We start from the raw sequence: 16,364 nt of genomic DNA on the forward strand, positions 1-16,364 counted from the left end.
ATTTAGAGATTGTTACTTGGGTTAGGAGTTAGTCCAGCTGCCACTACTGGGGCAGGGATAGGAAGTGCCTTTCGAGGATCATCTGACTTCAAGGTGATAGGATTCTCCTGGAATAGATTGTGGGTAATCTCTATACCATACCTCTTGATATCATCCCACCTTTCGCCACTATGTACAGAAAGGATACGCTTGGCATGCAATACCGCTTGCATCATATAAGTTTGATCACCCTCCTTCAATTCAAATTTAGGATGTAGTGGCTTCGTCACTGGGCTCACCTCTTCCGGATCCTCCATCAAACCTTTGTAATAACTCTTAATATCACTGGTCGTCGCACCATTTCCACCCTTAGATTGATACCACATAGATAGATCGCTAGCGGCATCATCATACTTCTCAAGCATCACTCTAGCCTCAGCTCGGAGGAGTAAGATCTTATCCGTAGTGAATGGGAATACTACTACGTGAGGCTGGCCAATGCCAGCTACAGCATCTGTGTATTCAAATATCTCCTGATACTTAGGTAGCCACACCATGTGCGATGGATTGCCTCTGTAGTAGAGCACATCATAATCCATCAATTGGCTACCCCATGGACCAGGGCTACGAAGTGTCTGCTTACTAGCGATCTGACCAGTATGTGCATACCTACGATCCGTGTACCTCCTACCCCAGCGAGAGCGAGTAGCCACGATCATTAGGTTGGCTGGCTCTTTAGCACTGTGATAGCCATAAGTCCACTCTTTGGTATTGGTATATTTCTTGGCATACTCCGAGATATTACGCAGAGTAGGTACAATATTAGTACCTAGTACCTCTGTAGCATACTTCTCGGCCTTATCCCACTTTTCGTAATAGAGGTAAAACTGTGTAGCAAATGCTAGAGCAGCTCTCTTATTGAAGTGGTACATAGGTACCGAATAAAAGTCTTCGGATATTTCGGGGAGTGCCTCTAGAATGTCCTTCTCCATCTGCTCATAGTTTTCCTTTACGCTTGGACGCTCATGCTTCACACCGATTTCAGTCTCAGGCTCAGTAGAATAAGGTATACCAAGATCAGAATCTGAGGTCTGCCCATTGTAAGCTTGTGAAAATACATTGACCAATATAAAGTGACTATATGCTCTACACATTAGGGCTTCGGCCTTTGCGGCTTTGAGCCTAGGGGTGGTAGCACCTCCCAATTCCTCAATAGCTTCTAGGGCTTGATTGGCATTGGAGATGGCTAGATAACACATCTGCCAAAGTCTCTGAGTGGTATCCCAATCGGGCTCTGTATTGCCCTTCCAATGATAATTCTCTTGGATAAAGATATCAGGAAGTGGATAGGCATCTCCATTATCATCGACGTTGTCGGTACGGTGCTCCAATATTCCTAGAGGAAAGAGTGTGGGATAAGCAGCCACAAGTATCTGCGTTACCTTTTGCTCCTCATCAAGCTCTGCACGCATATCTGGCATAGTATCAAGAAACTTATTGCATCCAGATAGGGCTACTAGGGAGCAGAGCGATAAAGTAGCTATTATTTTATTTACTATTTTCATATCAAATATCATTCTATCACGATTAGAAACCAAGTCTTAGCGTAGCGGTCACCTGCTTAGGTACAGGAGCAGACACACCACCTGATTGGAAAAACTCTGGGTCTTGCCCTCTCAGCTCTGGATCAGCATAGAGAAGTAGCAGATTGGTAGCTTGAAGCTTTACAGAAGCACTCTTGAGATAATTCAAGCGGCTCTCTAAGAAGTCACGTGGTACATCGTAAGAGAGTGATAGCTCCTTAAGACGTACAAAGTCACCTTTTGCTACCCTAGCTGTAGAGTAGTTGTAGGCATTGTAACCTCTGTCGCTATTACCATTATAGTACACATCTAGTTGAGAAAGCACCTTAGGTATATTGGTGATCTTTTCATCACCAGGCACCATCCAACGGTCTTGGAAATCCTTAGGTGTAGCGTCTAGATCACTATACCAGCTTCTGAATACAGGATTAAGCCTCAACTTATTTCCACCTGAGTAAGTAATGAATACGTTGAGTCGAAAGCCTTTGTAGGTAAAGATATTACCCAAACTACCATTAATAGTAGGATCAATTGGTCCTTCATACTTCAGGTAATCGATATTCTCACGATCCTGGAAGTTGATAGCACCATAATTGTCTTTTGTAATCTTATTCCCATTGATATTAAATACGGGGAATCCTTCGTCATCAAGTCCATCAAAAGGAATTGAGAAAAGTCCACGAACTGGGTAACCTTCACGAGCAAATCCAGTACCAGTAATGAAGTCAATTACACGACTACGATTATCTAGCTTGGTTACCTCATTGGAGTTGTAACCAAAGATAAAGCTAGTAGTCCAGCCGAAGTCCTTTGTCTTGATATTTTGAGTTGATAGGGAAACTTCTAGACCGTGACTCTTCATAGAGGCTACGTTACCGATTCTATTAACTTCACCACCTACTCCTTGAGTATTGGTATATCCGATCAAGTCAAAGTTATTACGCTTATACCAGTCAACAGCTAGATTAATCCTATTATTCAAGAAACCTACATCAGCACCCACATTGAGCTCGTGCTTTTTCTCGTAGGTAAGTCCACTATTCTCTAGGTTACGCACCTCTAGTCCCGACTCAGTTACACTTGCCGATGGTCTCCATGGATTATAGCTTCCAATGATCACACGAGAGTTGGTTACCCAGCGTGGACCTGCATCTGCAGTCAGTGAGTAAGATGCTTTAAGCGTTAGGTTAGAAAGCACATCCGAAAGGTGATCGCGGAAGAAATCCTCTTCATGAGCATTCCAAGCGGCTGCAACGTTCCAAGTAGGCAACCAGCGAGCCTTACGCGTTTTTCCCAAACGGTTAGAACCCTCATAGCGTCCAGTAGCAGTCAATGTATACTTACCTTGATAAGAATAGGTAGCCGTAGCAAAGAAAGCTAGTGTACGTACACGTGTATTGTATAGGTAGTAGTAATCTGAATTACCCTCCTTCATGTGCTTAAAGGCATTATATTCCCAGAAAGGTACTTCACCATTGGAGTATTGCATACCCCATCCATCAAATCCATCACTAGACCTATCCTGAGCATTGAGCTCCATACCAGCATAAGTGTTGAAGATGTGGCTCTCACCAAATACTGTATTGTACTGGCCTGATAGACGGAAGTCGTAGCTGTACATCTTATAGTTATTGATGTTGTAGAATCCACCATTAGGAAGTATACTAAATGGTAGTGAATTGGGCTTATCTGGGTCGGTGTATAGCCATGGGTTCCGATCTATAATGGTAGCATCCCCCATTGCACGATAGGCAAGAGCCTGGTTGGAGCCATCCTTGATCTTATGCTCCTGTTTTGTACCAGAATACTTAAATGCTCCAAGTGCCTTAAAAGTAAGACTCTGTATAGGCTTGTAACTTATTTCGCCCTGAAACTTAGCATCAAATACATCTAGATCCATATAGTTATTCTCCAACTCCTTATGGATATTAAATGGAGCATAGTTACGGGTATAAGCTACGTTAGGATCCAAAGTTCTACTCGTATTGAGTGCATACGAATAGGGGTTAATATCAAAGTCTCTTGATACTGTACCATTCACAGCATCCGTACCTTGACTTAGTGAACCTGGTGCTTTCTGCTTACGATAAGAGACATTAGCAATCGCATTGATATTCACTTTATCACTGAAGTGATAAGTATTATTGAGATTAGCGGTATACCTATTGACATTACTTGCCACCATCCACCCTGGGTCAGTCATTACAGAGAGGGATACATAGGTCTGATTTTTTTCAGTACCCGAACTCATACTGATTGAGTGATTCATCATTACAGCTGGTGAGAAAAGCTCCGCAAACCAGTCAGTATTCCTCATTTCAGCAGCACGGAGGTAATCAGCACGTGCCTCAGGTGTATTAGGCAGTCCCCACTGACCAGTGGTAGGATTGTATTGGTGAGTTAGTTGGTACATTCTACCATACTCTCCAGAGGTGCTACTCCTGAAAGTCTCTGCAAAAGTAAGCCATCCCTTTTGACGTAGCTCCTCGTAAAAACCCATCTGGTCTTGAGAATTCATAATATTGAATTCATTGTAAGATGGAATTAATCGAGAGGTAAATTCGCCCGTGTAACTAAAGCTACTCGTACCCGATTTACCCTTTTTAGTAGTGATCACAATCACACCTGCCATCGCCTTGGCACCATAAATAGAAGTCGCACTACCATCCTTCAAAATTTGGAAGCTCTCAATGTCATCAGGGTTAAGCCCTGCAATCGCAGAGCTGATCAATGTGGTAGCATCTCCCGAGCTAAGAGCATCGGCACTTACCTCCACCACATTTTCCTGAATTACACCATCAACTACCCATAGAGGCTTTGAATCACCATAAATAGAAGTGGCACCACGTACTCTAATCTTTGGAGCTGTACCAAAAGTACCAGACACGTTTTGAACCGTTACACCAGCTGATCTTCCCTCAAGACCACGGCTTAGGTCCGCAACGCCATCTAGCTTGACATCCTTTGCATCTAGCTTATCTGTAGCTCCTGTAAATAGACGTTTATCTTGAGCAACCATACCTGTCACTACTACTGTCTCTAGCATCTCGGCGGATTCTTTGAGCTTGATGGTGACGGGGCCTGCGTTTTTCACGGTAAACTCTTGCTCCTCTAGTCCTACAAAGGAGATAACTAAGACATCACCTACCTTACACTCTAGTGAAAACTCTCCATCGAGATTGGTATTGGTTCCTTTGTTTTGGTTTTTGATACGAATGGTAGCCATAGGTATGGGCTCACCATTAGAAGCTTCGAGTACCACCCCTTTTAGGGTAATGGTCTTAGCTTGTACCTCCACTGAAGTTTTGCTCGAACTCTCGTCATTGGCAAGTAGCTCATTAGATGAGTTACTTACGACGGGGAGCAGAAAACAGGCTATTGGAAGTAGCCAAGCCTTGCGTTCTATTCTTCTCATAAATTCAGTAAAAAAGTTATTAATTAGCTTTTAATTATTCAGGTTAAAGAGGTCTTTTCACAGTCCTCAGAATACTTAAGAACTCAAATATAGGTATAATATTTCTTATATCCAAATTTGTGCAAAAAAAAAAAAAAAAAACGCTAAAATCTCAGGGGAAATAGAGGTCGGTTATCTCTGGTTTATTTTTAATGTATAACTAAAGCGTATAGAAATTGGAAAAAGTGAATAGGATAGAATACCGTTTATCCCAGTGCTCTCTACTTTCGTCTGCAGAGGTTTTCCACCGTTTCCACACGCCTCTTTATTCTATTTATATATATGGTTGAGAGTAGGGGAAGGGGATATATAGATAGGATTTTGTTTAGATGGTAATAGAATATGATAAAGCTTGTGGATTGTGTGAGTAGAGTAAAAGCTACGGTGAAGTTACGAAGCTATGACCAATGCGATGTATTTGCTTTGCACCGATATCCACAATCTATTCACAGTTTACCCACACTCCTTTCCCCCTATAATGCTCAGAAAAGAAGCATCTATGTGAATAACGTTATAGTATCCTGTGGATAACTTTTAGAGAGCTAATGATAGGGGGTGAGGGTGTTGGGGAATGTGTGTGTAATTAGTTGGTAACTTTTTCGTGATAACTATTGTGATTCTCCAACCTTTTTGTAGTAAGAAATTAATTGAGAATACCTATTTTTTAGCCCAAAAGTTATCAAGAAGTTTTGCACACTCTATTCACACCTCTATCCACAATGAATTTGTTCACGCATTATGAAGGTCTTGCCGTAGGGCATTCATAGGTGTGCCTATTTAACACGGACCTCTACCGAGGTCCTTCCCCCAATAATACTCCAATGAATTTCTTTGACGATTATATGATGATTAAGCTATACTGAGAATGATATACCCAGCTCTTCAACTCCCTAACAGTTAGTTTAACCCCTTAGAGTCTCTATGGAAATTTTCTTCTTGGTAGGAGGGTAAAAGTTGAGTTGCAACTAAGCGATCGGCGAGTTGCAACTAAGCGATCGACGAGTTGCAACTCAGTAATTGCTTAGTTGCAACTCAGTTTTTTATGAGATGAGGGTATTGAATATCAGTGGGTTAGAAAATCCCCTACTCCGGTGTTTTTTTAACCATTTTCAATGTTATATAAAAAGGAATGGGAGCAGTGTTTTTACACTACTCCCATTCCTTATAGTGGGGCTATACATCACTCAACAAAATAGATAGAATAGTAATGAATACTTTCTCAATAATAGTGTATATATAGCCCTTTTTACTTTCTTATTAGTGCATGAACTTATAGGCTCCTTCTTGGTCACCCAATTGGTATAGAGCCGTTGCACGTAGATAGTTCTCATCACTTGTTTTAGGCAGAGTATTCAGAAGCTCCAGTGCCTCTTTACTCTTCTCTGGCTCCCACTTGAGGATAGCTAGGGCTAGGTTGTAGCGAGCAATAGGATCCTCCTTACCAAATCGTTCATTGGCATAGCGAAGCACTTCTACTGGGCTCTTACCTTGCTGCTCATAGTGATTGATAGCTAGTGCTAGCAACTCGCTATGGCTCATCAGCTCACGCTTCTCTTGGTACACCTTAGGTAGTTCCTCAGTGGTGTAGTTACGTACCTTGTACTTTGTCTTAATAGTAGTCCGGCGGAGTGGTGGGTAATACTCAGTAAGGAGCGTCTTGTAGAGAGCTCCTCCATCAATTGCCTTGATATCTGCCTCACGCTCTAGATCGGTATCGTACTTATCAATGATAGCGATCACTTGATCCTTGAATGAAGCAGTAGAATTGAATAGTGCGTGGCGAAGGCCTGCCCAGTCTTCACCGCCACCTATCACCTCAAACTCTGCTGCCTTTAGTAAGTCTGGATAAGTAGCCTTCACGTGATTCATCAAAGTATTGGCCCTGTTGCGTGAAAGTCTGCGGTTATAATCAAAGTTACCCTCAGGCGAAGCAAAACCAGTCACCTCTACCTTACCGATGGTAGCTCCAAGCTCATTTAGCTTCAGTGCTTTAGTGATAAATTCATCGATACGTCGGAGTTCGTTTTGATTATCCTTGTAATCCTTCAGCAATTCATAGCGGTCGAGCTTAAAGTTGATATAGCTTACAAACTCCTCCTCATACTCCTTCTGACGCACCACCATAGGCTGGTGATAAGCCATCTTGCTGATATCAGGAATGAATAGCGGAATATCCACAGCCTTTAGAGGGTTGCGATAGTTTTGTACACCACAAGAAGCACATCCCGATAGCTCCTCTTGTATCATCAGGGTAGCACTTGCCATCCATGGTTCGAATGGCACTTTTTGTGCAATGGCGAAAGGAGAAGCCTTCACCTCCTTCCATGTGCGTATATCACTGAGTGCTACCTCAGGGTACACCCTTGAGTGTCCGAGGTTATCAGCTCTCTTGATATACTTGTATCGGTTGGACCCTGCCACAAAAGTGGCTGGAAGTTGGCATCGATGCCTTCCATCTTTAGAGACCAGAAGAGGTTGCACCTTAATGATCTCGGTACTCTTCAGCTCTCTCTCTGGAGTCACCTCCAGCTGTATAGAAAGCTGAGCTATAGGGTCGTGCTCAGTAGCAGCGATATACTTCATCACTGGCTCAGAATACCTCCAAAGGTGAGTGGATTGCTTCCCCTCACTCTGAGCACTTAACATTGGGGCTACCAAGCAAAGGGCTAGTAGCACACCACTTAGTCGCTTTATCATATTCATCATCATTTGTTATTTCAAGAAAAAGACCAAAGAGATAGCTGCCTTGGTAGGGCCTACATAATCGGCCTCACCCTTGCCCTTACAGGCACCGCATGTAGTACTTGGGTACTTGTTGTAGTGGATGCGATTGTATCCTGCACCTAGCTCAAACTCCATGCTAAAGCGGGGAGTAATCAGCCACTGGTATCCTACTGCCAAGCCACCGCCATTAAAGGCGTCTACTTCGTAGCGATTATCCTTCATCACCCCATCTTTATTTTGCAATACAAAGGGGATAGAGATACCGCCCACATTGGCTTGACCACCCTGTGCGTGCAGACCCAAGAACCAGCCGTTAAAGGCTTCGCAGAACCAATACCTCAGCTCTGGCTGTACCATCCAGTGGCTCCACTTTTTGGTTTTGTAGTTCTCTGCAGTGGCATCATTCTCATAGAAAAAGAAGTTCGCCCCATACTGCAGATCCATGGTCCATTGCTTTCCCAAAGCCACCTCCATCGATAGGTTGGGCGTCAGCAGTGCATCGTAGGCGAGATTGTTTTTGAGTGCCACTGTCTGTGCCTCAGCACGATACGAAGTGGATACTCCGATAAGTAGCACTGCCACTCCCAAAATTAGTCTCTGAAGGAGTAGGGTACTACTTGATTGACATCTATTGCTCATAGTATGTATCCTCAAAAATTAAAAATATCTACAGACCCTTTGCCCCCACTCACTTCAGAAGTAACAATATGATTTAGTGAATAGCGACTTTAAGTCCTATTATTATCTTTGCAAATATACAAAAAGCATACGATATACAAAAAAGCCCCCTTCAGACTATTATAAGTCCGAAGGGGGCTTTTTACTTACTCTACAGTGGTGAGCTTTACTTAGCTACACGCTCCTGTACTACAATCTCCATACCTCTCTTGAGGGCATCGAGGTTGAGTGGAATCAACTTGTGATGGCGCTCAGGAAGACTCTTCTTAAGACCCGCCTCAATATTATTGATATCCACCATTGGGGCTACCTTAAGCAGACCACCCAATACGATGATGTTAAATACCTTGGTATTATTCATCTTTACACTCTCGTCCACGGCATCTACACGGAATACATTGATATCATCACGTTCAGGTACGTGGGAGACACCGTTGCTATCATAGAGGACGATTCCACCCTTCTTTACCATAGGTAGGAACTTATCCATGGATGGCTGATTGAGCACAATCGCCACATCATACTCATTGAGGATAGGCGAACTGATCCCCTCCTCGCTGATGATCACCGTCACATTGGCAGTACCACCACGCTGCTCAGGGCCATAAGATGGCATCCAGCTCACCTCTTTGCCACCCATTAGTCCTGAGTAGGCAAGGATCTTACCCATAGAGAGGACTCCTTGTCCTCCAAATCCCGAAATAACTATCTCGTAACTCTTTTTCATCTCGCTTATCGATTTAATGGGTTAAATATCTTTGAGGTCTCCGAGTGGATACTGTGGGAACATATTCTCCTCCAGCCACTTATTAGATTGCTCGGGGCTCTTCTTCCAGCCACTATTGCAGGTAGATACTATCTCAATGATAGAGGTACCCTTGCGATTCATAGAATTGTTGAATCCCTTCAGGATCGCCTTCTTTGCCTTGCGGATATTACCTGGAGTGTGCACACTCTGGCGAGTGACGTAGCATACACCTGGTAGCTCCTTGAGGAGGTTGGTGATATTGAGTGGGTAGCCATTCAGCTCCACATTACGCCCAGCAGGGCAAGTGGTGGTAGGCATACCTACTAGAGTGGTAGGAGCCATCTGACCGCCTGTCATACCATAGATAGCGTTGTTGATAAAGATAATGGTGATATTCTCACCACGGTTAGCAGCATGAATGGTCTCGGCAGTACCGATAGCAGCGAGGTCGCCATCACCTTGATAGGTAAATACCAAGTGGTCAGGATTCAGGCGCTTGATAGCGGTAGCAAGTGCAGGTGCACGTCCGTGAGCTGCCTCCTGAAAGTCTACATCTATATAGTTGTAGGCAAATACCGCACACCCCACAGGGGCTACACCTACGGTGCGGTCCTTCATTCCCATCTCTTCAATAGACTCAGCTACCAGCTTATGTACCACACCGTGGCTACAGCCAGGGCAGTAGTGCATCACCGCATCGGTGAGTAGCTTTGGTCTCTCGTATACTAGGTTTTCGGGCTTTACTAGCTGTGATACATCCACAGAGGTCTCGCCCATTATCTGTTGTTTGATTTCCATAATTATCTATCTATTTAATAGGTCCCATTGTCCTTATTAGAGATCTCATCCTCTAGCGATTGCTGTCTCTCCTTACGTAGCTTTCTCTTCATATAGTAGCGCCGCCCATATTGAAAAAGGCGAAGCACCACTGCCACCCCACCCACATATAGAAATATAGTGCGGTCGGAAATGGTAAAGAAGATCACAAAGGCAGCGACTGCCACGAGCATAAATAGCACCGTGAGTAGCTGGTCTATACTATCGCTTACGTACATCGGTTGGTGGTCTCTAAAAAAGGGTCACTTATCCAATATGATTACCAGCCAAAGCTCTTAGCCATAGCCTCCTTGATCTCGCCTGGGGCAAAGATCATACCACCCATACGACCGTAGTGATATACTGGGCACTTGCCATTAACGGCAAGGCGTACATCCTCTACCATCTGGCCAGCATTGAGCTCTACACTGATAAAGCCCTTAGCCTTCTGTGCTAGCTCAGCGATACGCTTAGTGGGGAATGGCCAAAGGGTGATTGGGCGGATCAATCCTACCTTCTTACCCTCAGCTCTACAGAGTTCTACCACCTTCTGAGCGATACGGCTACTAGAGCCAAAGGCCACGATGATATACTCAGCATCCTCTGTTTGGATCTCCTCATAGCGTACCTCCTTCTCCTCCATCTCGCGGTACTTAGCCTGGAAGCGGTGGTTATTCTCCTCCATCACTTGCGACTGCAGCTCCAGAGAAGTGACAATAGCTCTATGGTCACCATCGTGACCGATCGTTGCCCACTTATAATTCTTACGGATCTCCTCCTCCGTCATACGAGGCTTCTGCTCAGGGAGGTGAACCTTCTCCATCATCTGTCCGATCACTCCATCCGAAAGGATCATCACAGGGTTGCGATACTTAAAGGCGAGGTCAAATCCTAGCCCTACAAAGTCGGTCATCTCCTGCACCGAGTTGGGGGCAAGTACTAGGAAGTGGTAGTCGCCATGACCTCCACCCTTAGTAGCTTGGAAGTAGTCACCTTGGCTAGGCTGAATAGTTCCTAGACCAGGACCACCACGCATCACGTTGGCTACCACGCAAGGAAGCTCGGCACCAGCCAAGTAGCTAGCCCCTTCCTGCATCAAGCTCCAGCCTGGGCTAGAGGTAGTGGTCATCACCCGCTTACCGCAGGCAGCACCACCATACACCATATTAATAGAGGAGATCTCACTCTCCGCCTGAAGCACCACCATACCAGTGGTCTCCCAAGGAGCTTGCTCCATCAAGCACTCCAATACCTCACTCTGTGGGGTGATAGGATACCCGAAGTATCCATCCGCACCAGCACGGATTGCACCGATGGCTAGTGCCTCATTACCTTTCAATAGTTTTGCTTCTTTTTCCATACTTTTCTTATAGGTTAATGTCTACTTCGTTAGTTACTTCTTAGCTCTATAGACTGTGATACATGCGTCGGGGCATACTAGCCCGCAATTGGCACACCCGATACAATTCTCGGGATTAGCCATATAAGAGAAGTGATACCCTTTGTCGTTGATCTCGACAGGGTGCATTGCTAGGGTACCTGTCGGGCAAGCCACGGCACAGAGGTTACACCCCTTGCAGCGCACTTGGTCGATCACCACGGTCCCTTTTACTGTCTTAGTCATGTGGTTTTGGTTTTTAAGTGTTATTATATTCAGTTAGGTTGTACTCGTATTGCTACGTCTTCCCAAAGTTACAAAAAGGTTGCCACATTTACCAAATATCAGCCCAATTATTTTTAGTACCTTTGACCTATAGAATGAAAAGAAGGTGGTCATATAGGTGGCCGCCCCGATTAAGCGTCTGTGATTGGGATGGGATTCGAACCCATAACCCAACCACAAAAGGTCGGAAAAAACGATAAGATATAGATAAAATAATGGAGAGAAGTAAGATAGAAGAGCTGTATAGGTGTTACCTCGAGTGTGGTATGGAGGTCTCCACCGACAGTCGCAGAGTAGGGGTGGGGGTGCTATTTTTCGCTCTGGTGGGCGACCGCTTTGATGGCAATGAATATGCCCTCTCGGCCCTCGAGAAGGGGGCGAATTATGCAGTGGTCTCTCGCCCCGAGCTGGCAGAACGTGAGCCTAGATGCCTACTGGTAGAGGATACCCTTGTGGCACTTCAAGCCCTCGCCAGCCACCACCGCGACCAATATCCACACCTTAAGGTGCTAGGGATCACCGGTACCAATGGCAAGACCACCACTAAGGAGCTCACCGCAACGATCCTGACCCACGCCGAGGTGCCAACCCTCTACACTGAGGGCAACCTCAATAACCATATCGGCGTACCGCTCACCCTCCTACGACTTCGCCCCGAGCATCAGGTGGCAATCATCGAGATGGGTGCCAGTAAACGTGGTGATATCAAGGAATTGGTAGAGATTGCCCACCCCTCGGTAGGCGTCATCACCAACGTAGGACGAGCCCATCTCGAGGGCTTTGGTTCGCAACAAGGTATCCTAGAGACGAAGAGCGAACTCTTTGATTACCTCCAAGCACACCACGGCAAGATGATCCTCAATATGGACGACCCACTCCTACGGGAGCGGTGGCAAGGACGCGAAAGCATCGGATTTGGCATCACCACGCACTCCACAATACAAGGGGCTGAGGTGGCGTGCGACCCCTATCTCAAGATGAAGCTGCTTATCCATGGAGAGCTCCAGCCAATTACCTCGCAATTGGTGGGCAAATACAACGCCTACAACATTTTGGCCGCCACCGCTCTCGCCACAAGCTGTGGTATTTCCGCAGATAAAGTGGCTGAAGCGATTGCTTCCTATCACCCCTCCAACCACCGTTCGCAGTTAGTGATGGGGCAAAAAGGACGCCAAATCATTGCCGATGCCTATAATGCCAATCCCTCCAGTATGATGGAGGCACTCGAGAACATCTCGTCACAGCACTCCGCCCACAAGCTGGTGCTTCTCGGAGATATGCGAGAGCTGGGGCAAGATAGCCTAGCGGAGCACCAAAGTATAATAGACTGGCTCACCCACCACCCCGAGATCACCCCACTTCTTTGTGGCGAAGAGTTTGCCAAAGTGGCTCAGGAGGGGATGCAGCACTTCCCCAACAATAGCGACCTAGAGCACCACTTACAGGAGATCAAAGAACTTCCTACCAACCTCGTTATCCTGGTCAAAGGATCCAATGGGATAGGGCTGGAGAAGCTCCTACCTCTACTTGAAACGATGATCAATAGTTAAAAGCCTATGGACCACGCAGTACTTATAGCCTTTGGGCTCACCCTTTTTGCAGGCCTCTCCACTGGAATAGGAAGTGCCATTGCCTTCTTCAGCAAGCGCACCAATACCAGCATGCTCTCCCTCTCGCTAGGGCTCTCGGCAGGAGTGATGATCTACATCTCCTTTGTAGAGCTTTATGCCACATCGCTCGCCAATATGGCCGATATCTACGGAAAGTCCATGGGGCACCTCTATGCCCTTCTCAGCTTTTTCGGCGGTATCCTGCTGATTATGGTCATTGACCTACTGGTGCCCGAGAGAGACAACCCACACGAGATAGTAGAGGTAGAGATGATGAATCAACCTCACAAACCCACCCCCCTATCCACCTCAGCCCTCGCACGTACCGGTCTTATTTCGGCTGTGGTCATTGCCATTCACAACTTCCCCGAGGGAATGGTTACCTTCCTCACTGCCCTCGAAGAGCCAGCTCTAGGGCTACCAATTGCCATTGCCATTGCGATTCACAATATCCCAGAGGGCATTTCAGTCTCCGTACCTATCTACTACGCCACTGGCAATCGTGCCAAAGCCTTTTGGATCTCCTTCTCAAGCGGGTTGGCAGAGCCCTTGGGAGCCCTCTTTGGTTATTTATTACTTCGCCCCTACCTCACCCCAAGCCTCTTTGGCGTACTCAATGCGATGATTGCCGGCATCATGGTCTACATCTCCCTCGATGAGCTCCTCCCCGCAGCCGAAAAGTACGGCAAGCACCACCTCGCCATCATCGGCGTGATCGCCGGCATGCTCATCATGGCCCTCACCCTCGTAATCCTATAACACACCAATGGGCTTTCACCTTCAATTGATTTATTTGTTGTAAGTTTGTAGTCAGAAAAAACCAATAATACTATTATGACTATCAAGACCACAACCCCTTCCAGTAATGGGATCAAGGTGCTACTTATCTATACAGGTGGCACAATAGGTATGCTAGAAAACCCCATCACAAAGGGTTTGGAAGTATGCGACTTTGCCTATGTGGCAGAGCATGTGCAGGAGATCAGTCAGCTCCCCTTCGGTATTGATACCCTCACCTTTGAGCCACCCTGCGACTCTAGCGATGCGGGTACAGACCTATGGGTGCAGATTGCTGAGATGGTGACCAAGTACTACGATGCGTACGATGGATTTGTAGTACTTCACGGTACCGATACCATGGCATATACCGCCTCAGGGCTCAGCTTTATGTTCGAAAACCTTGGCAAACCAATTATCCTAACCGGTTCTCAAGTGCCGATTGGCAAGCTTCGGACCGATGGCAAGGAAAACCTACTCACCGCCCTTGAGGTGGCAGCGAGCAAAGATAGTGAGGGTAGGGCGGCAGTCAATGAGGTGTGTATCCTCTTCAATAACAACCTTATCCGTGGCAATAGAGCTACCAAGGTGAGTGCTGACCAATTCAATGCTTTCCAATCGCCCAACTACCACAATCTTGCGGAGATAGGAATTGAGATTGACTTCAATCACCACTCTATGCTACCACATCCCACTGGTCCGCTGACCACCCACACCAAGCTAGATACCAATGTGCTCCTCCTAAAGCTATTCCCCGGACTATCGCCCGAGGTGATTGATGCCTGCTTTAATGCCCCAGGCCTACGTGGAATAGTGCTAGAGACCTTTGGCAGTGGTAATGCGCCCTCTAACGAACGCTTTATGAAAGTGGTAAGAGAAGCAGTGGCACGTGATATCGTTATCGTAAACGTCACCCAATGCCCACAGGGAAAAGTGCAGATGAAGCGATACGAAACGGGGCGAACACTCCTCAGCGCTGGCGTGCTCAGTGGCTATGATATGACCGCTGAGGCAGCGGTAGCTAAGCTAATGTATCTCCTTGGACTGCTTGAGGATAGCGAGCAGGTGAAGCACTATATGGGCGTCAACCTCAGAGGCGAGTTTTCGCCTTGCTGATGCATGGATCTATCTGAAGAGCTACTAGGCCCGCTATTTCGTCAAGATAAAGGTGAAGCAGGCCTTTCCTTTGTGAGCCTCAGCAGTGGAAGCTGTGGCAATTGTGGGCTCCTCAGCTATGGCGAGCACACCATTGTGCTAGATGCGGGAATCGGTATCCGTAAGTTTCAGAAGTATCTTGAGCAGTTGGCGATCAATCCCAAGCAGATTGTGGGGATATTCATCACTCACGACCACAACGACCATACCCGGGCGGCAGCACGATTGGCACATAAGTTCCAATGGCCCATCTACGCTAGTCCTGCTGTGGTGCGCTCCCTCCTCTATCACCGTATGGCGAGTTCCGAGCTATCGGCCTATATGAAGCGAATGGAGGTGGGCGATGAGGTGGCGCTTGGTGACCTACGTATTCGAAGCTTTGAGGTGCCACACGACGCTACAGAAAATGTAGGCTATGCCATAGATACCCCAGTAGGGCGGTTTACCTTTGTCACCGATATAGGACAGGTGACCCCAACGGTGGAGACCGAGGTAGCTGCTGCCGACTTCCTCGTCTTTGAGAGCAATTACGATCGTGAGATGCTCCAGAATGGCAGCTACTCCTTTCACCTCAAAGAGCGGATCACTAGTGGAATAGGGCACCTCAGCAATCACGAGTCGGCAAAGGTGCTCTCGGAGCATATCAGCGACCGCCTCCGTTTCCTGGCCCTCTGCCACCTCAGTGGCGAAAATAACACTCCCGAACTCGCCCTCACTACCCACCTCAATGCCCTCCAGTACCGAGAGCTCACCGACCTACAGGTAGTTGTACTCAAACGTGGCGAGTGCTCCCCCATCTACTACCTCCGCTAAGCCAGTATTGGGTTTACATCTATTCGTCCTTGTGTGATAGTCTCTATTACACGAAATCTACTGCCCCTTAAAAGCTTTTTCTGGCTAATTTATAACTTGCTGATTTACAGTATCCTATAAAGCCAAAAAATGAGATGCAACTAAGCAATCGGTTAGTTGCAACAAAGCAAATGCTTAGTTGCAACTCGTCATTTGCTTAGTTGCATCTCAACTTTTTCCCTACTCTACCAACAATTGAGGCGTATAGGTCAAAATGGTGGGTAAAACAGCCTAATAGCCATTTTCGTACTGAAGTATAGGTCAAAATGGTGGGCGAAGTAGAAGAAAAAAACAGATACCTTTGTTTGTTGACCTGAAACGTAGC

General features: G+C 46.3%; 13 protein-coding genes. 4 read left to right on the forward strand and 9 right to left on the reverse strand.

All coding sequences use genetic code 11. The features are described from left to right. Window positions 1-2: 2 nt before the first annotated feature. The 9 genes from MWL85_RS10340 to MWL85_RS10380 all read right to left on the reverse strand — a co-directional run bounded on the left by MWL85_RS10340 (window position 3) and on the right by MWL85_RS10380 (window position 11,606). Window positions 3-1,544, reverse strand: coding sequence for a RagB/SusD family nutrient uptake outer membrane protein (locus tag MWL85_RS10340; RefSeq protein ID WP_244400650.1), 1,542 nt, complete (start codon window positions 1,542-1,544; stop codon window positions 3-5). Between the two features lie 22 nt (window positions 1,545-1,566). Next, window positions 1,567-4,977 (reverse strand): SusC/RagA family TonB-linked outer membrane protein, encoded by a 3,411-nt coding sequence (locus tag MWL85_RS10345; RefSeq protein WP_244400651.1) that lies wholly within the window; start codon window positions 4,975-4,977, stop codon window positions 1,567-1,569. A gap of 1,296 nt (window positions 4,978-6,273) precedes the next feature. Then, entirely contained in the window at window positions 6,274-7,713 is a 1,440-nt protein-coding gene (locus MWL85_RS10350) for a DUF3868 domain-containing protein (protein WP_244400652.1), read from the reverse strand. A 15-nt stretch (window positions 7,714-7,728) separates the two neighbouring features. After that, window positions 7,729-8,379, reverse strand: coding sequence for a DUF3575 domain-containing protein (locus MWL85_RS10355; protein ID WP_244400653.1), 651 nt, complete (start codon window positions 8,377-8,379; stop codon window positions 7,729-7,731). Between the two features lie 205 nt (window positions 8,380-8,584). Next, the gene (locus MWL85_RS10360) at window positions 8,585-9,145 is read right to left on the reverse strand and encodes a 2-oxoacid:ferredoxin oxidoreductase subunit gamma family protein (RefSeq protein WP_018027763.1); all 561 of its coding nucleotides are present in this window, start codon (window positions 9,143-9,145) and stop codon (window positions 8,585-8,587) included. A gap of 21 nt (window positions 9,146-9,166) precedes the next feature. Then, window positions 9,167-9,964, reverse strand: a complete 798-nt coding sequence (locus MWL85_RS10365; RefSeq protein WP_018027764.1) for a thiamine pyrophosphate-dependent enzyme — start codon at window positions 9,962-9,964, stop codon at window positions 9,167-9,169. 14 nt (window positions 9,965-9,978) lie between these two features. Beyond that, a complete protein-coding gene (locus tag MWL85_RS10370) occupies window positions 9,979-10,221 on the reverse strand; it encodes a hypothetical protein (protein WP_244400654.1) in 243 nt (80 codons plus the stop codon). A gap of 41 nt (window positions 10,222-10,262) precedes the next feature. Beyond that, window positions 10,263-11,342, reverse strand: coding sequence for a 3-methyl-2-oxobutanoate dehydrogenase subunit VorB (locus tag MWL85_RS10375; protein ID WP_018027766.1), 1,080 nt, complete (start codon window positions 11,340-11,342; stop codon window positions 10,263-10,265). 33 nt (window positions 11,343-11,375) lie between these two features. Beyond that, window positions 11,376-11,606 (reverse strand): 4Fe-4S dicluster domain-containing protein, encoded by a 231-nt coding sequence (locus tag MWL85_RS10380; RefSeq protein WP_021903009.1) that lies wholly within the window; start codon window positions 11,604-11,606, stop codon window positions 11,376-11,378. 254 nt (window positions 11,607-11,860) lie between these two features. Between MWL85_RS10380 and MWL85_RS10385 the strand changes: the two genes are divergently transcribed. The 4 genes from MWL85_RS10385 (at window position 11,861) to MWL85_RS10400 (ending at window position 16,000) form a co-directional block, all read left to right on the forward strand. Further along, window positions 11,861-13,195 carry a UDP-N-acetylmuramoyl-tripeptide--D-alanyl-D-alanine ligase gene (locus MWL85_RS10385; protein WP_244400655.1) on the forward strand — a complete coding sequence of 445 codons (1,335 nt, stop codon included), beginning with the start codon at window positions 11,861-11,863 and terminating at the stop codon, window positions 13,193-13,195. Between the two features lie 6 nt (window positions 13,196-13,201). Beyond that, entirely contained in the window at window positions 13,202-14,014 is an 813-nt protein-coding gene (zupT, locus tag MWL85_RS10390) for a zinc transporter ZupT (protein WP_244400656.1), read from the forward strand. Between the two features lie 75 nt (window positions 14,015-14,089). Further along, a complete protein-coding gene (locus MWL85_RS10395; protein WP_244400657.1) occupies window positions 14,090-15,148 on the forward strand; it encodes an asparaginase in 1,059 nt (352 codons plus the stop codon). Window positions 15,149-15,151: 3 nt separating this feature from the next. Continuing rightward, the gene (locus MWL85_RS10400) at window positions 15,152-16,000 is read left to right on the forward strand and encodes an MBL fold metallo-hydrolase (RefSeq protein ID WP_244400658.1); all 849 of its coding nucleotides are present in this window, start codon (window positions 15,152-15,154) and stop codon (window positions 15,998-16,000) included. The last annotated feature ends 364 nt before the right edge of the window (window positions 16,001-16,364 follow it).

Origin of the sequence: Porphyromonas somerae (assembly GCF_022845615.1) — a bacterium.
Classification (GTDB): domain Bacteria; phylum Bacteroidota; class Bacteroidia; order Bacteroidales; family Porphyromonadaceae; genus Porphyromonas_A; species Porphyromonas_A somerae.